The sequence below is a fragment of the Streptomyces sp. NPDC037054 genome (genome assembly GCF_055606745.1).
In genome coordinates, this window is sequence record NZ_JBVJSJ010000007.1 from 324,489 (window position 1) to 344,465 (window position 19,977).

16 protein-coding genes are annotated in these 19,977 nt (G+C 74.4%); 5 read left to right on the top strand and 11 right to left on the bottom strand.

The features are described 5' to 3' along the window. The first annotated feature begins 13 nt into the window (after positions 1-13). On the top strand, positions 14-2,365 hold the full coding sequence (treY, locus tag ACZ7D7_RS19325) for a malto-oligosyltrehalose synthase (protein ID WP_470825674.1): 2,352 nt from the start codon (positions 14-16) through the stop codon (positions 2,363-2,365). A gap of 57 nt (positions 2,366-2,422) precedes the next feature. Next, entirely contained in the window at positions 2,423-3,673 is a 1,251-nt protein-coding gene (locus ACZ7D7_RS19330; protein ID WP_470825675.1) for a M14 family zinc carboxypeptidase, read from the top strand. Between the two features lie 78 nt (positions 3,674-3,751). Here ACZ7D7_RS19330 and ACZ7D7_RS19335 read toward each other — a convergent pair whose 3' ends face one another. The 3 genes from ACZ7D7_RS19335 to ACZ7D7_RS19345 all read right to left on the bottom strand — a co-directional run bounded on the left by ACZ7D7_RS19335 (position 3,752) and on the right by ACZ7D7_RS19345 (position 6,260). After that, the gene (locus ACZ7D7_RS19335) at positions 3,752-4,165 is read right to left on the bottom strand and encodes an SSI family serine proteinase inhibitor (protein ID WP_470825676.1); all 414 of its coding nucleotides are present in this window, start codon (positions 4,163-4,165) and stop codon (positions 3,752-3,754) included. Then, positions 4,162-5,481: a M14 family zinc carboxypeptidase gene (locus ACZ7D7_RS19340; protein ID WP_470825678.1), complete on the bottom strand. Its 1,320-nt coding sequence runs from the start codon at positions 5,479-5,481 to the stop codon at positions 4,162-4,164. Before ACZ7D7_RS19340 ends, ACZ7D7_RS19335 begins: the two co-directional genes overlap by 4 nt. A gap of 227 nt (positions 5,482-5,708) precedes the next feature. After that, positions 5,709-6,260 carry an FHA domain-containing protein gene (locus ACZ7D7_RS19345; RefSeq protein WP_470825679.1) on the bottom strand — a complete coding sequence of 184 codons (552 nt, stop codon included), beginning with the start codon at positions 6,258-6,260 and terminating at the stop codon, positions 5,709-5,711. 196 nt (positions 6,261-6,456) lie between these two features. Between ACZ7D7_RS19345 and treZ the strand changes: the two genes are divergently transcribed. After that, positions 6,457-8,202: a malto-oligosyltrehalose trehalohydrolase gene (gene treZ / locus ACZ7D7_RS19350; RefSeq protein ID WP_470825681.1), complete on the top strand. Its 1,746-nt coding sequence runs from the start codon at positions 6,457-6,459 to the stop codon at positions 8,200-8,202. Positions 8,203-8,466: 264 nt separating this feature from the next. Here the strand turns inward: treZ and ACZ7D7_RS19355 are convergent, their stop codons facing one another. The 7 genes from ACZ7D7_RS19355 to ACZ7D7_RS19385 all read right to left on the bottom strand — a co-directional run bounded on the left by ACZ7D7_RS19355 (position 8,467) and on the right by ACZ7D7_RS19385 (position 17,613). Further along, the gene (locus ACZ7D7_RS19355; RefSeq protein WP_470825682.1) at positions 8,467-9,432 is read right to left on the bottom strand and encodes an aminoglycoside phosphotransferase family protein; all 966 of its coding nucleotides are present in this window, start codon (positions 9,430-9,432) and stop codon (positions 8,467-8,469) included. A gap of 60 nt (positions 9,433-9,492) precedes the next feature. After that, positions 9,493-10,620 (bottom strand): M24 family metallopeptidase, encoded by a 1,128-nt coding sequence (locus ACZ7D7_RS19360; protein ID WP_470825683.1) that lies wholly within the window; start codon positions 10,618-10,620, stop codon positions 9,493-9,495. A 132-nt stretch (positions 10,621-10,752) separates the two neighbouring features. Then, a complete protein-coding gene (locus ACZ7D7_RS19365; RefSeq protein ID WP_470825684.1) occupies positions 10,753-11,361 on the bottom strand; it encodes a PDZ domain-containing protein in 609 nt (202 codons plus the stop codon). A gap of 84 nt (positions 11,362-11,445) precedes the next feature. Next, positions 11,446-13,602 carry a germacradienol/geosmin synthase Cyc2 gene (cyc2, locus tag ACZ7D7_RS19370; protein WP_470825685.1) on the bottom strand — a complete coding sequence of 719 codons (2,157 nt, stop codon included), beginning with the start codon at positions 13,600-13,602 and terminating at the stop codon, positions 11,446-11,448. 124 nt (positions 13,603-13,726) lie between these two features. Then, entirely contained in the window at positions 13,727-14,905 is a 1,179-nt protein-coding gene (locus tag ACZ7D7_RS19375) for a damage-control phosphatase ARMT1 family protein (RefSeq protein ID WP_470825686.1), read from the bottom strand. A gap of 23 nt (positions 14,906-14,928) precedes the next feature. Further along, entirely contained in the window at positions 14,929-15,576 is a 648-nt protein-coding gene (locus tag ACZ7D7_RS19380; RefSeq protein ID WP_470825687.1) for a ScbR family autoregulator-binding transcription factor, read from the bottom strand. Positions 15,577-15,816: 240 nt separating this feature from the next. Next, positions 15,817-17,613, bottom strand: coding sequence for a S8 family peptidase (locus ACZ7D7_RS19385; RefSeq protein WP_470825688.1), 1,797 nt, complete (start codon positions 17,611-17,613; stop codon positions 15,817-15,819). A gap of 556 nt (positions 17,614-18,169) precedes the next feature. Between ACZ7D7_RS19385 and ACZ7D7_RS19390 the strand changes: the two genes are divergently transcribed. Both ACZ7D7_RS19390 and ACZ7D7_RS19395 read left to right on the top strand, forming a co-directional pair. Further along, a complete protein-coding gene (locus ACZ7D7_RS19390) occupies positions 18,170-18,454 on the top strand; it encodes a hypothetical protein (RefSeq protein WP_470825690.1) in 285 nt (94 codons plus the stop codon). 14 nt (positions 18,455-18,468) lie between these two features. Further along, positions 18,469-18,897 (top strand): roadblock/LC7 domain-containing protein, encoded by a 429-nt coding sequence (locus tag ACZ7D7_RS19395; RefSeq protein ID WP_470825691.1) that lies wholly within the window; start codon positions 18,469-18,471, stop codon positions 18,895-18,897. A 40-nt stretch (positions 18,898-18,937) separates the two neighbouring features. Here the strand turns inward: ACZ7D7_RS19395 and ACZ7D7_RS19400 are convergent, their stop codons facing one another. Next, positions 18,938-19,894, bottom strand: coding sequence for an ABC transporter substrate-binding protein (locus ACZ7D7_RS19400; RefSeq protein WP_470825692.1), 957 nt, complete (start codon positions 19,892-19,894; stop codon positions 18,938-18,940). Positions 19,895-19,977: the final 83 nt, after the last annotated feature.

A 19,977-nucleotide genomic window follows, 5' to 3' on the forward strand; every position in this document is an offset into this window, starting at 1 on the left:
TACGTACGTCTCCATGACACCTGAGCGACGCGACCCCGTGGTGCCCACGGCCACCTACCGGCTGCAGCTGCAGCCCGACTTCCCCTTCGGGGCCGCCGCCGCGGCCGTGCCGTACCTGGCCTCGCTCGGCGTCTCGCATCTGCACCTGTCGCCCGTCCTGGAGGCGGTGCCGGGCTCGCAGCACGGCTACGACGTCGTGGACCACGCGCGTGTGCGCGCGGAACTGGGCGGCGAGGAGGGGCTGCGGGCGCTGGCGCGGACCGCGCGGGAGCACGGCCTCGGGCTGGTCCTGGACATCGTGCCGAACCACATGGCGATGGCACCGCGCCACAACCGCGCCCTGTGGGAGGTGCTGCGCGACGGCCCGTCCTCGCCGTACGCGCGGTGGTTCGACATCGACTGGGAGGCGCGGGGCGGGCAGGTGCTGCTGCCGGTGCTCGGCGGGCCGCTCGGCGACGAGATCGGCCGGCTGAAGGTGGACGGCGACGTCCTGCGCTACTACGACCACGCCTTCCCCCTGCGGGAGGGCACCGCGGACCTGCCGCTGCCGCAGCTGCTGGACGCCCAGTGGTACCGGCCGGTGTGGTGGCGGCTGGCCCGCACCGAGCTGAACTACCGGCGGTTCTTCAGCATCTCCGAGCTGATCGGGGTGCGTGTGGAGGACCCCGAGGTCTTCGACGCCACCCACGCCACCGTCCTGCGGCTGCTGCGCGAGGGCGTGGTCGACGGGCTGCGCGTCGACCACCCGGACGGGCTGTCCGACCCCGGCGGCTATCTGCGCAGGCTGCACGAGGCGACGGGCGGGCGCTGGACGGTCGTGGAGAAGATCCTCGCCGACCACGAGCACCTCCCGGCGTCCTGGCCGGTCGCGGGCACCACCGGCTACGACGCCCTGCGCCGCGTCGACGGCGTGTTCGCGGACGCCGCCGGGTCCGAGGAACTGGTGGCCCGCTACCGGCGCTTCGCGGCCCCGCAGACGGACCGGGGCGGCGACTGGGCGGCGACCGCGCGCCGGGCCGCGTACCAGGTGCTCACGCACGAGCTGGCCACCGAGCTGGACCGGCTGACGCGGGCGGCGAGCCGGGTGTGCGCCGGCGCGCCGGAGCCCGAACTGCGCGACCGGGCGCCGTGGGCGCTGCGCACCGCCCTCCAGGAGCTGCTGGTCCGGCTGGAGGTGTACCGGCCCTACACGCCCGGCGACGCGGCGTCCGTCGTCACCGAGGAGGCCGCCGCCGAGGCCCGGCTCGCCTTCGTCGTCCCCGAGGAGGCGGGCGCGGTCGATGTCGTACGGGACCTGCTGCTCGCGCGGTACGGGGACGGTCCCGAGCACGTGGAGTTCCGCACGCGGTTCGCACAGACGGCGTCGGCGCTGCGCGCCAAGTCCGTGGAGGACACGGCGTTCTACCGGTACGTGCCGCTGCTGTCGGCGACCGAGGTGGGCGGCGACCCGGGCCGGCCCGCGATCCCGCCCGAGGAGTTCCACGCGTACTGCGCGCGCGTGCAGCGCGACTGGCCGCTGTCGGGGACGGTCGTGTCGACGCACGACACCAAGCGCAGCGCGGACGTGCGGGCGGCGCTGGCCGTGCTCACCGAGTGCCCGGGGCGCTGGGCGGAGCTGCTGGCGGAGGTGTCCCGCGGCGGGGACGGCGTGCCCGACGCACAGCTCGCGTGGGCGGCCTGGCAGACCGTGTTCGGGCTCGGCCCGGCGGACCCGGAGCGGGTGCGGGGCGCGCTGCTGAAGCACGTGCGGGAGGCCGGGCTCTACACGAGCTGGACGGAGCAGGAGCCGCCGTACGAGGACGCGGTGGCAGCGTTCGTGACGGCGGGGCCGTGCGGGGTGCCGGGCGAGCCGGTGCGGGAGCTGCGCCGGGAGCTGGAGCCGCACATCCGGGCGAACGTCCTCGGCACGGCGCTGGTGCATCTGACGATGCCGGGCGTGCCCGACGTCTACCAGGGCACGGAGGCCGAGTACCTGGCCCTGGTCGACCCCGACAACCGGCGTCCGGCCGGTTTCCCGCCCGAGGGCGACGGCGGCGGGAAGGCCGGTCTGACGCGCGCGGCGCTGCGGCTGCGCGCCCGGCGGCCCGGGGCGTTCGGCGCCGCGGCGACGTACGAACCGCTGACGGCCGAGGGGCCGGCGGCGGCCCACTGCCTGGCGTTCGCCCGCTCGGGGCAGGTCGTGACGGCGGTGACCCGCCTGTCGCTGCGCCTGGCCGAGGGGGGCGGCTGGCGGGACACGGAACTCGCCCTGCCGCCGGGCAGGTGGACCGATGTCCTGGACGGCGCACGGGAGTTCACGGGCCGCGTGCGGGTGGCGGACCTGTTCGGGCGGCTGCCGGTGGCCTTGCTGGAGCAGGCTCCTTGACAGCTCCCCGCGCGCGTGGGGTACTGCGAGTGGCGAGGCCGGGCGGATGTGACGGGGGTGAGTCTCCTGGCGGAGCTGCGCTACCCCACGGTGACCGAACTGGTCGCGTCCGCGCGGGCGTTGGCCGCGCGGTGGCCGGGCGTGTGCGCCGTGCGTCAGGTGGGCGTGTCCCGGGCCGGCCGGGCGCTGCACCTGCTGTCGGTCGGCCGGGCGCGGCGGGCGGTGCTGGTGGTGGCGGGCGCCCACTCCAACGAGCCGGCCGGGGGTCCGACACTGCTCGCCCTGGCCGAACGCGTCCTTGAGGAGCGGGTGTTGCGGGACGACACGTCCTGGCACTTCCTGCTGTGCGCCGACCCCGACGGGGCGAGCCTCCATGTCACGCCGGCGCCGCGCAGCCTGCTCGACTACCACCTCGGGTTCTTCCGGCCGGCGGGTCCCGAGCAGCCCGAGTGGGCGCCGTCGGTGCTGCCGCCGGACCGGCTGCCGCCCGAGACGCGCGCCCTGACCGGCGTCATCGACGAGTTGCGGCCCTACCTCCAGGTGAGCCTGCACGGAACGGAACTGGGCGGCAGCTGGGTGCAGTTGACCCGTGACGTGCCCGGTCTGGCGGAGCCGTTCGCCAAGTCCGCCGCCGAACTGCACATCCCCGTCGAGACGGGCGCCTCGGACGCCGCGGGGTGGCCGGCCGCGGGGCCCGGGGTGCGGGTGCTGCCCGCCGCCGAGGCGGGCCGGGCCTACCCGAGCCTGTCGGACGACGCGCGGCACAGCACCTGGTACCACGCGCACCGGTACGGGGGCCTGACGGCGGTCGTGGAGGTGCCGATGTGGGCGAGCGACCTGGTGGACGACCCGGCGCCGCATCCGGCCCCGGCCTCCGCGATACGGCGGCTCGCGCACCGGCTGCAGCGCGACACGGTTCAGGTCCGGGACCTCTTCGAGGACGCGCTGCCCCGCCTGGAGGTCGTCGACGGGCCGATGCTGCGGGCCGTGCGGTGGGGCCTGGAGCTGGTGCCGGGGCTGGCGGCGGACCTGATCCACACGCCGCCCGTGGACGGCACGCGCGCGTACGTGGGCAGCGTCGACGCGTTCGCGCGGCGGGTGCCGCTGCGGGCGGCGGCCATGCTGCTGCGGGTGCTGCGGGAGTCCGAGGACCGCGCGGCGCCCCGTCTGGAGCGGCTCGTCGCGGACTGGAGCGACGCGTTCGCCACGCGGTTCCGCGCCCGCTGGGTGCCGGTGGCGCACCAGGTCGAGCACCAGTCGCGGACGGTCGTCGCGGCGGCGCTGCACGCGCGCGAGAGGGCGGTGTGAGCCGGCACCGCCCTCTCGGCCGGTGAATCGGTCGGTGGCTCCTCGGCCGGTGAACCGGTCAGTGGCTCCTCGGACGGCTCAGTCGTCGAGGGCGAACACGGCGCCCGTGCGGGCCGCCATCACGCAGGCATTCGGGAACGTCTCCGTGTACTCCACCGGGCGCCCCTGCCACTGCCCGCGCGCGTGGGCCGTCACCGGCGCGTGGACCATCGTGCAGAAGGTGTCGCGCGGCGGGAGGGCGCGCGGGTCGCCGCCGGTGGCGTCGAGTTGGGCGCACGCCTCGGCCGCGCGTGCGTGCCCCTGGGGCGGGTCGCACAGCAGGAGGGTGCCCTGGGTGACGTGGGAGCGGATGTCGCCCCGGGTGACGGAGAGGTAGAGCCAGTCGCCGGGGCTCTTGCCGGCGGCCTCGGCCGGGGCGGCGCAGGCGACGAGGAGAGCGGCCGCCGCGAGCAGGCCGCCCCGTACCGCTTTCGCTGTGGTGGTGTGCGTCATTCCCGATGCATCGGCACGGCGGGCTGCGAACCCCACCCGGACTCACCCGAACGGGAGCACGCGGGCGTGTGCCCGGCCGCCAGTTCGAACAGGGCGAGCACTACGCGCGCCTGGTACTCGGCCTGGCGTGCGACCGGGATCCAGCGGGCGCCGTGGCCGTCGCGGTAGTCGGCGCACCAGGCGTCGATGAGCCGGTCCAGTTCCGGAAGGACGCCGGCCGGGTCGTGGCCGGACGCGAGCACCAGTTGGTGCAGCAGGCCCGCGGTGCGCAGCGCCAGCCGGCGCCCGGCGATGCGCAGCGCCGCGAGGTGCGCGGTGCCGAGCGGCGGGAGGGTGTGCCCGCCCTCGGTGTCGGGGTCCCAGGTGTCGGCGAGGCCGGGGCAGACCAGCAGATAGTCGTCGACGGGCGCGAGCAGCGGCGCGGCGTCGGGCACTCCGGCGACGTGCGGCCGGATGCGGGCGAGGAGTCCGCGCAGCAGCCGGGTGTCGTCGCGCAGGGTGCGGCTGACGGCGCGCAGGACGGCCTGCGGGTCGCCGCACGGCGCGGTGGACGCCACGTCGGCCACGCCCCACATGGGCGACTCGACGACGGCGGTGACGGTGCCGTGCCGGTGCGGGTGGTACCAGGTCGACTCGACGGCGGCCTCGGTGATGGCGGCGGCCAGGTCGCCGCGGCGCGGCGGCGGGATCAGGTAGACGGCGGGGCCGAGGTCGGGCCAGTACAGGGTGTCGTAGGCGCCGAGTTCGCGCGGGATGCCGAGGCGGACGGCGGCGCGGGCGACGCGCTGGGCGAGGCCGGGCAGGTCGTCGGTCACCTCGACGAAGCCGCCGCCGACGTCGACGCCGTGCAGGGAGCACTGGAGGAAGGGCCGCAGTTCGTCCTGGAGGTCGAGCAGGGCGCGGGTCTCGGGGAGCGTGGCGCCGCCCGGGCCGTCGGGCAGCCACTCGGGCTGTTCCATGAAGCCGGGCCGGAAGAAGTTCCGGAAGTACCGGCCGAGGGTGTACGGGCCGGGCAGCCAGCGCTCGTTGCGGCGCAGCCCGTCGGGGTCGAGGCACAGCAGCAGGTTCCAGGTGGCGTCGGCGCCCTCGGTGAGCCGGGGGTCGGCGAGGGCCCGTTCGGCCAGCCGCAGGACGGTGGAACCGCCCACGGGCTCGTTGGCGTGCGGTCCGGCGACGACGAGGGCCTGACGGCTGCCGTGGCCGACGGACAGCAGCCACAGCGGGTTGCCCGCGCGGGAGGTGCCGACGCGCCTCAGGCGGGCGTCGCGGGGGCGGCGGGCGACGAGCGCGGCGGCGCGGGCGCCCAACTCGTCCACGGTCTGGTAGCGGAGGAGTGGCTGCAGGGCACACCTCCACAAGGTGGTGCGGTCGGCTCACCCGATTTGCGCGGTGTACGCCAAGTCAGTCACGACTTGGAAGGTACGTCAACACCGCGGCGCGGGACGGGACGGGAAAGGCGGGCGGGGAGTAAACCCCAGGCCAGAGCTAAGGTTCGGCTCAGTCGGTGGCCGAGGCCCGGCACGGTCGGTGGCCGCCGTCCGGCTCAGTCGGCCGCGAGGCGGAAGGTCATCCGGCCGAAGCCGATCTGGTCGCCCTCGCGGACCACGGCGGCGCCCACGACCCGCCGGCCGTTCACCGTCGTGCCGTTGGTCGAGCCGAGGTCCCGCAGCACCCACATGCCGCCCTGGTTGCGGAGTTCGGCGTGCACGCGGGACACCGTCTCGTGGTTGAGCCGCAGGCCGTTGGCGGGGTCGCGGCCTATGCGCAGCGGGTGGCCGGTACCCGGGTGCGGCAGCAGCAGCTTGGGCAGCCGCTCGGCCTGCCAGGCGCGGCGCAGCCGTACGGTGAAGCCGGACACGGCCTCCACCGCGCCGAACACCATCCGCGAGGCGCGGCCCTCGCTGGGCAGGTCGGCCGTGAGCCGGGCGAGTTCGTCCGGGCGCCGGGCGGCGAGGGCCAGTTCCATGCGGTGGATGAACGTGTCGTGGGACAGCCGGCCCATGGCGACGCCGTCACGCAGCACCTTCAGCGCCTTGTCGCGCTCCACGTCGGAGACCCGCGCGGGGAACGTGTTGAACTCGAATGACGACGTCACGCAGGTGATTGTCATTCAGGCGGGCCGGGGTGTCCAGAAAACGCGAAAACGGCCGCCATGCGCGCGTGGCGGGCGGGGCCGGGATCGGGCGCGCGGCGACACCTGCGGCGAAAGGGGTGTTCCAAAAGCGGATCGATCCCGTTTGACGCACCATGGACGGGCTACATCACGGTGAGCAGACGAAGGGGAACCGTCCGTGCAGTTCGAGGTGTGGGCACCGCAGGCCGGCCGTGTGACGCTCCAGTGCGACGGCGTCACGCACGCGTTGGAGCGCGATCCGGAACGGACGGGATGGTGGCGGGGCGAGGCGGAGGCGCGGGACGGCTCCCGGTACGGCTTCGCGCTGGACGACGGCCCCGTGCTGCCGGATCCGCGCTCGCGCCGGCAGCCGGACGGCCCGGACGGGCTGAGCGCCGTCGTCGACCACGCGCGCCACGCGTGGCGCGCCGCGTGGGCGGGCCGCCCGCTGCCGGGCGCGGTGCTGTACGAGATGCACGTGGGCACGTACACGCCCGAGGGCACCCTGGACGCCGCCGCCGAGCGGCTCGGACACCTCGTGGAACTGGGCGTCACCCACGTCGAGTTGATGCCCCTGTGCCCGTTCCCGGGACGGCACGGCTGGGGGTACGAGGGCGTGTCGCTGTGGGCGGTGCACGAGCCGTACGGCGGCCCCGAGGCGCTGAAGCGTTTCGTCGACCGGGCGCACGAACTCGGTCTCGGCGTGGTCCTCGACGTCGTGCACAACCACCTGGGCCCGTCCGGGAACCATCTGCCGCAGTTCGGGCCGTACTTCACGGACACCCACCACACGCCGTGGGGCGTCGCCGTCAACCTGGACGCGCCAGGCTCCGACGAGGTGCGCGACTACCTCCTCGGCAGCGCGCTGGCGTGGCTGCGGGACTACCGGATCGACGGGCTGCGGCTGGACGCCGTGCACGCGCTGGCCGACACGCGCGCGTGCCACTTCCTGGAGGAGCTGTCGACGGCCGTGGACGCGCTGGCCGCCGAGGTCGGCCGGCCGCTGTTCCTGATCGCCGAGTCCGACCTGAACGACCCGCGGATCGTCACCCCGCGCGCGCGGGGCGGCCTCGGGATCCACGCGCAGTGGAACGACGACTTCCACCACGCCCTGCACACCGCGCTGACGGGCGAGTCCCAGGGCTACTACGCCGACTTCGCGCGCGCCCCGCTGGCCGCCGTCGCCAAGACGCTGACGGGCGGCTACTTCCACGACGGTACCTACTCCAGCTTCCGGCAGCGGCACCACGGCCGCCCCCTGGACCGTACGCGCGTGGCCGCGCACCGGCTGCTCGGCTACAGCCAGACCCACGACCAGGTGGGCAACCGCGCCCAGGGCGACCGGCTGTCCGCGCGGCTCTCCCCCGGGCTGCTGGCGTGCGCGGCGACGCTCGTGCTGACCGCGCCGTTCACGCCGATGCTGTTCATGGGCGAGGAGTGGGCGGCGGGCACGCCCTGGCAGTTCTTCACCGACCACACCGACCCGGACCTCGCCGACGCCGTACGGCGGGGCAGGCGGCGGGAGTTCGCGGCGCACGGCTGGGCCGAGGAGGACGTGCCCGACCCGCAGGACCCCGCGACCCGCGACCGGTCCTGCCTCGACTGGTCCGAGCCGGAGCGGGATCCGCACGCGCGCGTGCTGGCCTGGTACCGCCGGCTCCTCGCGCTGCGCCGCGCGCAGCCCGACCTCACCGACCCGGACCTCGCCGACACGAAGGTGGCCTACGACGAGGAGGAGCGCTGGCTGGCGTTCCGGCGCGGCGACGTCCGCGTCGCCGTGAACCTGTCCGCCCGGCCGGCGGCGATCCCGCTGGGCGGCGGCGAGGCGCACGTCCTGGCCGCGTGGGAGCCGGTCGAGCCACCGGGCCCGGACGGGGTGCTGCACGTGCCGGGCGAGTCGTGCGTGGTGCTGACGCAGGTGTGAGGGGCGCTGACGCAGACGTGGCGGGGCCGGGCGGCACGCGGCGACCCACGTGGGCCCGGTGACCTGACGCGACCGCGCGGGCCCGGCGTGAGCGGCGGGCGAAACCGGCGTGGGTGAGGGCTCGGCCGTGTGGTGCGGGTGGCGCGGGCGCCGCGCGCGGTCGTCGGTCGGCCGCGTGTGCTCCCGGTCCGCCGGGAGGCGCCCACGGCCGCGCGGCTCCGGGGCGTGAGCGGCGGGGCGTGAGCGGCGGGGCGGCCCGCTGGTTCAGGAGTCGGCCGGGGTCCGGCCCGGCTCGTCGTCCGGGCGCAGTTCCGTCACCCGTTCCAGCAGGATGGCCTCCCAGGCGCGGTTCAGACGGCGCCGCAGCAGCGGCAGGGAGGCGGCCGTGCCGTGGCCCGCGAGGGCGTCCGCGAGGTGCAGGATCGCGTCGCAGCGGGCGAGCCACAGGCCGCGCAGGCAGGGGCGGGCCCCGTATCCGGCGAGGGTCGCGGCGCGCACCGCCGCGGGTGAGCCGACGGCGCGGGCGAGGCCGGCGATGTCCTCGGCCGGGTCGCCGACGATCGCGTCGGCCCAGCCGAGGACCCCGCGCACCCGGCCGTCGGCGGCGACCACGAGGTGCTCGCCGGTCAGGGCGTGGTGGACGAGGACCGCGGTGCCGGGCTGCGCGGCGAGCTGGACCGCGGCCGGGCCGGTGAGCTGCTGGAGCCGCGCCGGGTCGAACTCGTCGGCGCGGGCGAGGTGTTCGGCGGCGCGTGCGGCCGAGCGGCGCAGGGCGTCCAGGGAGCGCGGCGGGACGCGCGGCACGCCGAGGGTCTCGGCGGCGCGCACGGGCACCTCGCGCAGTCCCGTGAGGAGCGCCGCGAGGTCGGCCTCGCCGACGGCGGACACGTCGTACTCGTCGGCCGAGCCGCCGGGCACGCGCGTGTCCAGGGTGCAGAGCAGCCCGGGTGCCCACTCGCCGCGGGCCACGCTCGTCGGCACGGCGACCGGGACGTGCGCGCGGACGAGGTCGCGCAGGCGCAGTTCCCGGCGGCGGCGCGCGCCGGCGTCCCGGTCGGCGGCGAGCCGCAGCACGTGGCGGTCGCCGACCCACCAGGTGGCGGGGGCGGCGCGCTCCTCGGCGGGCCGGACGTCGGGGCCCGGGCCGCCCGCCCCGCTGCCTGCCTCCTTCAGCAGGGAACGGACGAGCCGGCGGACGGTGTCCGCGGTGGGTGTCGGTGCCTGGGTCATGGTCACGCCGTCGTCGCTCGGGGATGGGTTCCTTCGAGGGGTGGTGCCCGGTGGCCGTCGTCAGTCCACGACGACCAGCTCGCGGGTCGTGTCGTTGAGGCGCCGCCCGCCGTCCTCGGTCACCGTGACGATGTCCTCGATGCGCACGCCGAAGCGGCCGGGCAGGTAGATGCCGGGTTCCACGGAGAAGCACATGCCGGGCACGAGGGGCTGTTCCTCGCCCTCGACCATGTAGGGCGGCTCGTGGGTGGTGACGCCGATGCCGTGCCCGGTGCGGTGGATGAAGTGCTCGCCGTATCCGGCGCCGGCGATGACCGCGCGGGCGGCCCGGTCGACGTCCTGGCAGGCCGCGCCGGGCCGCACCGCGCGGAAGCCGGCCTCCTGGGCCTCGCGGACGATGTCGTGGACGCGGCGTTCCTCGTCGGTGGGTTCGCCGACGTGGACGGTGCGGGAGGTGTCGGAGCCGTAGCCGTCGCGCAGGCCGCCGAAGTCGAGGACGACCATGTCGCCGTGTTCGATGACGCGCCGCCCGGCCTCGTGGTGCGGGTTGGCGCCGTTGGGCCCGGAGCCGACGATGGTGAAGTCGACCCGGGAGTGCCCGTACCGGCGGAGCAGTTCGGCGAGTTCGGCGGCGACGTCGGTCTCCCGGCGCCCGGCGAACGGCACCCGGCGGATGTCCTCGAACGCGGCGTCGGCGGCGGCGCCCGCGGCGGCCAGCAGCTCCAGCTCGGCGGCGTCCTTCACGGCGCGCAGCATGGGCAGCGCGTCGGTGAGAGCGGCGTATCCCGTGCCGGGCAGGGCCCGCCGGAGGGCGAGCAGGTGCAGGGCCCAGGTGTTGTCGCTGACGCCGTAGCGTCCGGCGGGGTCGAGGAGGTCGGCGGTGGCGAGGTAGGGGTCCTTGCCGTCGGTCCAGTCGCGCAGGGTCAGCGCGGGCGCGCCGCTCGCGCGTTCGGCGTCGGGCGCTTCGAGGGCGGGGACGACGAGGACGGGGTCGCGGCCGGGGACGAGGACCAGCAGGGTGAGCCGCTCGGTCTCGGCGGTGGGCGCGTAGCCGGTGAGCCAGACCAGGTCGGGGCCCGGCGACACGAGGAGCCCGGCCAGTCCGGCGTCGGCCGCGGTCCGGGCGGCGCGCGCCATGCGTGCCCGGTAGTCGTCGGCGGTGAAGGGCGCGGGCGTGGTGCCGCTCATGCGGGCCTCCCTCGGGTGATGAAGGGACTACGGGCAGCATCCTCCCCCTCCGGAGGGGGCCACGCGAGCCGGTCGGCGGGCTTTGCCGCAGCTTGCACCCGCCTGCGGCGCGGGCCGTCCGGTTCCGGCCGGTCAGGTGACGACGCCGGGGACGACGGTCAGCTGCTGGAAGCCGCCGCTTTCGTGGCGTACGACCACTTTCACGGGGTCCCCGGGGCGGGCCCGGGACACGGCGCGGGCCAGGTCGGCCGCGGTGTCGACGCGCGTGGTGCCGAAGGTGAGGAGCACGTCGCCCCGGACCAGGCCCGCCGAGTGTCCGGGGCCGGGGACGTGGACGCCGACGACGCGGGCGCCGGGCCGGCCGGCGTCGACGACCTCCAGGCCGAGCGTGGCGCCGGCGGGCGCCGGCGCCGCGGTCGCGGGAGCGGGGGCGTGGCCGGGGCGGGCGGCGGCCGCGGTGCCGGGCGCGGTCACGCCGTGCTGCGGCCGGTCCGCCTGCCTCCGGAGGTCGGCGAGGCCGCTCATGCCGGTGACGCCGGCGCCGACCGTGCCGAGGCCGACGCCCGCGAGGACCAGGACCAGGCCCACGAACAGGGCGAACAGCAGGTTCACGAGCCGTCGTCCCCGGCGGCGCGCGGCGTGCGGGCGCGGGGGGACGGCGGGGGCACTGTCGGTGGCGGGGGCCGGGCCCCCGCGGTCCTGGCCGGGCATGGGCCTGGGACGCAACGCTGTCTGTTCCATGGATCGCCTCCGGCCAGAGGCCTACCCCTCGCACCGGCGCACGACGTGCCACGAACGAGTGAGACTGGGCGCCGGCCCTCCGGGTCAGCGCGGCACGGGGACCGCCGGCGGCAGGTCGGGCACGAAGCCGTGGGCGCGGCGGGCCAGCTGGTCGGCACGGTAACGGGCCACCTCGCGGTGCCAGTTGAGGATGCCGGCCAGCCAGTTCCGCAGGCCCGCCACATGGTCCCGGACGGCCGCGCGGGCCTCCCGGGACAACGCGAAGTCCTGGTACAGGACGGGTAGTTCGTGGGCGACGACGTGCTGGAACTGTTCCATGCGCCGCGTCATCAGGTCGTGCACGACGCCGAGGGCCGCCGGGTAGTCGCAGCCGAAGAAGTTCTGCACGACGAGGATCGAGTTGTGCAGCTCGCCCTCGTACTCGATCTCCTTCTGGTACGAGAAGACGTCGTTGACCAGGCAGGCGTAGTCGGTGGCCGCGTGCTCCAGGGAGCGCAGGGGGCCGCTGCGGTGTGCCTCGGGCGGGATGCCCGGTCCGCGGCCGAGGCGGCTGAGCATCATGTGGAAGTCGGCGCCGAAGGTGACGCGGCGCATCTCCAGGTGGTCCACCGGGTCGGGGACGCGGTTCTGGAGCTGGTTGGACAGCTCCCACAGCCAGCTCTCCAGCATGGCGACGATCGCGGACCTCAGCTCGGCGCGCTGCCCGGCGGGTGTCGCGGCGGTGGTGCGCTGCCACAGGTCGGTGAGGGCGCGTTCGAGGGCGTTCGCGGGGACGAGGGGCGGTGCGTCGTCGGTGGGCATGCAGGCCGCGAGGCGTGCGGTGCTCAGTCTGGCGCCGGCCAGGTCGCGGCGGCGGCCGAAGACGAGGGGGTAGTAGTCGTCGGCGTAGGTGCCCCAGGCGAGCCACTGGGTGCCGAGGTCGAGTGCCTCGGCGTCGCCGTCGGGGTCGATCCCGGCCGCGCACAGCGCCGCGTCGTTCATCGTGAGCCTGTCCTCGTCCCAGACGCCCTCGCCGAGGATGCCCATGCGGTGCGCCCACGGGTACAGGCGGGCGCGCGCCCCCTCCAGGCCGGGGTTGAGGCGCAGGTCGAACGGCATGGGGAGGTCGGGGATCCGGGAGGGGCCGACCTTCTGGAACGGCACGTGCGTGTACGGGCGCAGGCGTTCCGCGCCGGCCGCGGCGAGGAGCGCGCCGATGTCGGCGCCCGACGTGCCGAGTCCCGTGGGGGAATGCCACGGCTGCGTGGGGCGGGCGCCCTCGTTCATGTAGCGGCTGGAGCGCGTGTGCCATTCGTGGCCGCCGGCGTACCAGTCGCGCAGGGCCTTCGCGTAGACGCCGACGGCGGCCGTCTCGGCCGGGGTGAGGCCCTTCTCGACGGCGATCGCAGGGACTTCGGTGAACGCGGTGTGCTCGAACTGGTGGAGGCGGGAGGTGAGGATGTCGTTGACGGTGTCGGCGGCCTGCTGGGTGGTGCAGCCGAAGAAGGTCTCCAGGACGAGGACGCCGTTGCTGTTCTCGCCCTCGTCCTCGACCTCGCGCTGGTAGGAGAACAGGTCGTTGAGCAGGTGGACGGCGTCGGAGAAGGTCTCCGTCAGCACCCTGAGGGGCCTGGTTCCGGCGACGGCGGCGGGCACTTCGGCGGTCGCGAACTCCACGAGCCCGGCCGACCAGGGGGCGCCGCCCACCTTGCGGCGCATCTCGATGTACTCGACGGGGTTGGCGATCCGCCCCTCGTTGATGTTGGACAGCTCCCACATCGACTCGTTGAGGAGGTTCTCGGTGGCCAGGGCGAAGCGGCGGCGCCAGTCCTCGGACATCGAGGGCACGGTGCGCGTCCACAGGTCGGCGAGGCCGGCCTCGACCGGGTTCTCCGGCTCGGGCACCCCGGCCGCGGGGTCGAGGGGCATGAAGAGGGGCAGCCGTTCGAGGTGGGCCTTGGCCGCGGCACGGTCCTGGGTGCGCTTGAACATGTCCAGGAAGTGGTCGTCGAAGAAGAAGACCCACACGTACCAGTCGGTGAGCAGGGACAGGGTGGGGCCGTCGCAGTCGGGGTGGGTGCAGGCGCACAGCAGTCCGTAGTCGTGGGCGTCGAGGTCGGACTGCTCCCAGATGCCCGAGCCCTCCAGCATGCCCATCTCGCGCGCCCAGGCCGTCGAGTGGGCGCGGGCCTCGCCGACGTGCGGGTTGAGCCGCGCGGGAACCGGCATGTAGAAGTGCGGGAGGTGGAACGGCTGCGTCATGGCCGGGCCCTACCCGTGGCCTTTCGGCGGCATCCGCCCGCCGGGACATGATCACACCATCGCGTGAACCGGGAGCGAACCGGGCACTTGGGTCCGTCCGCCCGGCGCGTTCAGCGGCGAGCGGTCAACTCCGCACCTGGATCAGGGCGTGTGTGCCGCTGACACGCCAGCGCTGCTCCTCTGCGGCGGTCAGCGCGGCCTCGGTGGCGGGGCCGAGGCCGGTGATCACGTCGGACTTGAGGGTGCGCAGTGCGGCGACCGGCCCGGGGAAGTGGGCGGTGACCTCGGCGAACGGCGTGGTCGGCGGCCATCGCCGGTCGCCCACCAGGCGGCGGTAGTTGAGGTCGCCCTTGACGACGGTCACGGTGGCCCGGGCGAACTCGTCCCGCAGGTCGCCGGGGAGGTCCGCGAAGGGCAGCGGTCCGGCGGAGAAGGGGTGCGCCCGGACGGTGAGCCGCCCGTCGGCCATGGCGGCCCACAGGATGCCGCCGTACGCGGCGGCCGCGCCCTCGGCGCCCGTGAGGCGGCGCAGGGCGTCGACGACGTCGGCGGTGGTGGCGTCGGAGACGTAGTACGGGTACGGCTTGACGTGCAGGACGGCCCGGCCGATCCGGCCGCGCTCCAGCAGGTGGGCGACGAGCAGCAGGTCGGGGACGAGTTCCCGGCCGGCGTTGTCGGCGATCAGGCACAGGGTGCCGGTGCCGGTCGGCGGCAGCAGCGACCAGAGGGCCTCACTGTCGTCGGCGACCAGCGGCGGTGTGCCGTCCGCCGCCGCGGCGCCGCCGGCCGAGAGCCGGAAGCCGAGGTCGGCGCGGTTGCCCCAGAGGGAGCCGTGCAGCAGGGCCCGGTCCTGTTCGTCGGCGGGCAGTGCGGCGAGGCCGTCGAGGGCGGCGAGTTCCTCGTCGGTCCCGGGTGCGTCGAGTTCGGCGAGCTTGAACGGCCGGAAGGGGTCGATGCCCTGCCAGGGGCCGGGGCCGAAGTAGCCGACGGCGTCGAGGAGACGGCGGTAGAAGTAGCTCTCGGACCACAGCCACGGCACGTCGAACCAGGACCGGCCGGCGTGGTCACCGAGGCCCCAGGACGCCCACCGGTCCGCGTCGTGCGCGTCGGCGGGCAGCTCCTCGACGCGGCCCTCGACGCAGCTCGCGAGGAGCGCGTCGAGGGCGCGGTGCTGTCCGGGTCCGTACGGGAAGGCGTCGCGGACCTGCCCGATGATCGCGGGGTGCCGCTCGGCGAGCACCCCGTGCGGGAAGGAGCCGGGTTCGTTGCCGAGGATCACGGGCGCGGACGGGCTGTGGGGCATGCCGATCACCGTACCCCGCTCGGTCAGGTCGCGGTGATCTCCCGTTCCAGGCGCGCGGCGAGGCCGACGTAGCGGGCCCGGCGGGGCACCGGCACCAGTCCGCGGATCATGATGCGCCACAGCTCGGCCGTCCTGCGGGGCTGCCTCGCCAGCGGGTCCAGGGTGTGGCCCACGACGGCGGCTCCGACGAACGAGCTGACCAGGGAGTGCGCGACGGCCTGCGCGTCGACGTCCGGGTGCACGTCGGACTCCCGTACGGCGCCGAGCAGTTTGCTCGTGGCGATGTCCCGCCACTCCGCGAACGGGTGGGCGAGCGGCGGGCGGACCCGCACTCCCCCGGTCGCCAGCCGCAGCCCGGCCCGCAGGATCGGGCCCTCGACCGACAGGCGCGTGATGCCGAACGTGATCCGCATCAGCGCCTCCAGGGAGGAATAGCCGCGGTTCTCCATGTCGCCCGCCATGCGGCGCAGGGTCCGCGACTGGATCTCCATGATGGCGTGCGCCAGGTCCTCCTTGGCCGCGAAGTGGAAGTACAGGGCGCCCTTGGTGACGCGGGCGTGCTCCACGATGTCGCTGAGGCTGGTCGATTCGTAGCCGTGACGGTCGAACAGGTCGGCCGCGGCCGTGATGATGGTCGCGCGGGTCTGTTCGGCGCGTAACTGCCTCGCCATCGGCTGAACCACTCCCGGGATGGATATGGACGGGTTGTACGGTGTCGTCAACTACCCCCCGTGCACATCGACTCACCATACGACAGCGCCTGTCACGCCATTATGCCGGGTCATCGGGGTTCCCGGTGCCCACAACAGGGCGGGCCGGTCGGCGCCCCATCCGCGCCGTCCGGCCCGCCGGTCCCGTACACGCGCCCCGGTGGGGGCGCGCGACGTGTTCGGAGGTTCGTCAGTAGGTCGTCAGAACGTCAGCTTCCAGCTGTTGATCGTGCCGGTGTCCTGCGCGTACAGGTCCTGGACGCGCAGCTTCCAGGTGCCGTTCGCGACCTCCGCCGAGGCGTTCACCGTGTAGGTGGCGACCACGTTGTCCGCGGAGTCCGAGCTGCTGGAGGACTTCAGGCGGTACGTCGATCCGTCCGGCGCGACCAGGTCGACGACCAGGTCGCCGCGGTAGGTGTGGCTGATGTCCACGCCGACCTGGAGGGTGGAGGGGGCGTTGCCGCTGCGGCCACTGACGGTGATCGGGGACTCGACGGCCGAACCGGCGTCCGGGATGGCGACGGGCGCGGTGCTGGTGTACGTCGTGCCGGTGCTCGTGCCGCCCTTGACGGCCTGGACCGTCTTGGTGGCGTCCGCGAGGCCGGCGCCGCAGCCGCCGGTGCAGGTGCCGGGCAGGGCGCGGGCGTTGGCCTTGATCGCCGACTCGATCTGCGCCGGGGTGAGGGCGCTGTTCGCCGACTTCATCAGCGCGGCGAGGCCGGCGATGTGCGGGGCGGCCATGCTGGTGCCCTGGTAGAAGGCGTAGTTCTCGCCCGACGGGGTGCGGGTGCCGGCGTTCAGCGTGGACAGGATGCCGTCGGAGGTGGTGGTGCGGGTCTCGCCGCCGGGAGCGGCGATGTCGACGACCGTGCCGTAGTTGGAGTAGTACGAGCGTCCGCCGGAGCGGTTGGTCGCGGCGACGGTGATGACGTTGTTGCAGCTCGCCGGGGAGTAGTTCGCGGCGTTGGCGTTGCTGTTGCCGGCCGCGACGACGACCGAGGTGCCGCGGCTCACGGCGCCGTTGATGGCGTTCTGGGTGGCGGTGCTGCACGTTCCGCCGCCGCCCAGGCTCATGTTGATGACCTTGGCGACGTTGGTGTTGGCGGGCACGCCGGAGACGGTGCCGCCGGACGCCCAGGTGATGGCGTCGATGATGTCGGAGTCGTAGCCGCCGCACTTGCCGAGGACGCGCAGCGGGGAGATCTTCGCGCCGTAGGCGATGCCGGCGACGCCCTTGCCGTTGTTGGTGGCGGCGGCGATGGTGCCGGCGACGTGCGTGCCGTGCCAGGAGGAGTTGCTGCCGGTCTGCTGGCCGCACTCGCCGGCGGCGTACCAGTCGCCCGGGTCGGCCGGGTTGCTGTCGCGGCCGTTGCCGTCGACGGCGACGGCCGTGTCGGAGATGAAGTCGTAGCCGCCGACGATGTTCGCCGCGAGGTCGGTGTGGGCGACGTAGCCGGTGTCGATGACGGCGACGGTGACGCCGCTGCCGGTGGCGAGGTCCCAGGCGCCGGGCACGCGCATGCCGGCGGTGGTCTCGAACAGGTCCCACTGCTTGGCGTACTCGGTGTCGTTCGGGGTGGCCAGCGGCTTGTTGAGGCGGTCCGGCACGACGTAGGCGACCTGCGGGTCGGCCTCGTACGCGGCGATGACGTCGGCGACGTCGGACCTGGTGGCGTCGGAGCCGAGGTCGACGAGGGCGGCGCCGGTGCCGAGGCGGCGGCTGAAGTCGAGGTTCTCGCCGGCCTTCTGGCCCTTGGCCTCGGCGTCGGCGGCGGCGGCCTTGTTCGACTTGGCCTCGGTGGCGCCGGACTCGTAGCCGACGATGAGGCGCTCGGCGGGGGTGCCGGGGGCGGCCTCGGTGGCGGCCGCGGGGACGGCGGTGTCCCGGGCGGTGCTCTCCTGGGCGACGGCCGCCTGAGCGGTGGCGGCGGTGAGCAGGGCCGCGGAGACCGCGGCGACGGATATGAGCTTCCGTCGTGGGGAGTTGGGGGTACGCAAGGACTTGCCTTTCGTGCCGTAGCTCCGGGCAGCGCGGAGCGGAGGTCGATCGCTTCGTCGGCGAAGCGGAGGGGGGTGCATCGAGGGGAGACGCGTGACCGGCCGTGCGTGGAGCGTGGACCCGTTCGGGGTTACCTGTGGGTCAGCTGTGCTCGAACGATAGGCAAAGCGCTGGTTATGCGGATACAGGGGAAACCCTTGATCCACCCTCGATCCGGCCGGAAACACCCCCTGTGCGGCGACCGGTTGCCTGTGATTGGTCCGCTTCGTCCGGGACGTCACCGCGGGAACGCGCCGCGCCGCTTCTTCGAACGGCGGTGCGACCGTGCCGACGGGCCGCGGGGCCCCGCGCTTTCGGGGGATCTTCCCGCGGATCATCACGATGCGGCAGCGGCAAGTACCGGGGGGAGCCGCTCACTTGACGACCGGTGTCCACACACGATTGGCTCCCAGCCAGTGAACGGGCGACCGGTGCGCGCCACGCGGCTTTCCGTCGCGCGCCCCGTGCGCTCCGCCATGTTCTTTGCTCGGCCGCACAGCGAGGTGCCGCACGCCCATGACCAGTCCCCCACCGCCTCGTGCCCGTCCCGGTTCCGGGGGACTCGCCCATGCCACGGCCCTGGCGATCCCGTTGCCGCGGCGTGTGCCGCGTCCCCGGCGCGCCGCCGAGCCGCACGAGGAACCCCCCGGTCGTGAAGTGGGCGACGCCGACGGGGAGTTCACCGCGGAGCGGGCGGCCTCGTCGCTGGCCGGGTTCCAGCGCGGCACGCGCCGGGCGCGCCAGGAGGACGCCGCGTCCCGCGCCCACCCTCCGACTTCCCCGCCGAACGCCGACCGCTGACGAAGGAGACCGCCATGACTCTCCCCCGCCCAGCCACCCACACCCGGCTGGACCAGCTGCTGACCGGACTCGTGGAGCGGGTCGCCGACGCCAACCAGGCCGTGGTGCTGTCCGACGACGGGCTGGTGCTCAGCAGGTCGACGGGGTTCCTGCGGGACGACGCCGAGCGGCTGGCGGCCAGCGCGTCCGGGCTGATGAGCCTCAGCAAGGGCGTCAGCATGGATTTCCGGGGCGGCCCGGTGCGTCAGGCGCTCGTCGAGATGGCCAACAGCTATCTGATCCTCACGTCGGCGGGTCCGGGCGCCCTGCTGGTCGTGCTGACCGGGCCGGGCGCGGACGTCGGCGCGGTGGCGTACCGGATGAACCTGCTGGTGAAGGAGATCGGTGAGCACCTCGGCACGGCACCGCGGGCCGCCGCGGCTCCCGCGGCGGCCGACGGGTGAGGCGGACGGCCGGTCCGGCCCCGCGGGCTTCAGCCGGGATTCAGTCCAGGCCCACGGACTTCAGCCAGGACTTGGCCACGTCCAGCGGGTCCTTCTTCTCCAGCTGGACCTGGGCGTCCAGCTCCAGGAGGGTGCGGGTGTCGAGCTTCGCGGAGACCGCGTCGAGGGCCGCGGCGCCCTCCTCGGGCAGCCCGTCCCGGTAGACGAGGGGCTGCACGTTCTGGAAGCCGAAGAGGTTCTCCGGGTCCTTCAGGACGACGAACTTCTCCTTGCCGATGGCGGGGTCGGTGGTGAAGACGTCGGCGACCTGCACGGTGTTCTTCTTCAGCGCCGCCTGCGTCAGCGGGCCGCCCGCGTCGAGCGACTTGAAGGACTTGAACTCCAGGCCGTACACCGACTTCAGGCCCACGAGGCCCTGGTGCCTGGTCTGGAACTCGGGCGAGCCGCCGAAGACCAGACCGGGGGCCGCGTCCTTGAGGTCGGCGATGCTCGACTCGGCGGTGAGGCCGTACTTCTTCGCGGTGGCGGCGTTGACGGTGACGGAGTCCTTGTTCTGCGCGGACGCCGGCTTCAGCAGCGCCAGCTTGGCGTCCAGCTTCTTCTCGAGGGCGGCCGTCGTCTCCTCGACGGACTTCGGGGTGGCCTTCGGGTCGAGGTAGGCCAGCAGGGAGCCGTTGTACTCGGGCAGGACGGTGATGGAGCCGTTCTTCATCAGGCCGTACGTGGTCTCGCGGCTGCCGATGTTGGGCTTGTAGGTGACCTTGATGCCCTTGGCCTTCAGGGCCTCGCCGTAGATGTCGGCGAGCAGGATGCTCTCGGCGAAGTTGTTCGAGCCGACGACGACGGTGTCGCCGCCGCCCGCGTCGCCCTCCGCCAGCGGGTCGGAGGGGTCGGAGGAGGAACAGCCCGCGAGCAGGGCTGCCGTGGCGGCGATCGCGACGGGGAACGCGACCGTGTGTCTCGTCCGGGTCCAGCTGCTCTTCGCGGTGGAAGTCATTGACTGATCCAATCCAGCCACTTCTTGGTCAGTCAAGAGCGGCCTGGTCACCAATTGGCGTCGATGTACGACCGGTTGCGCAC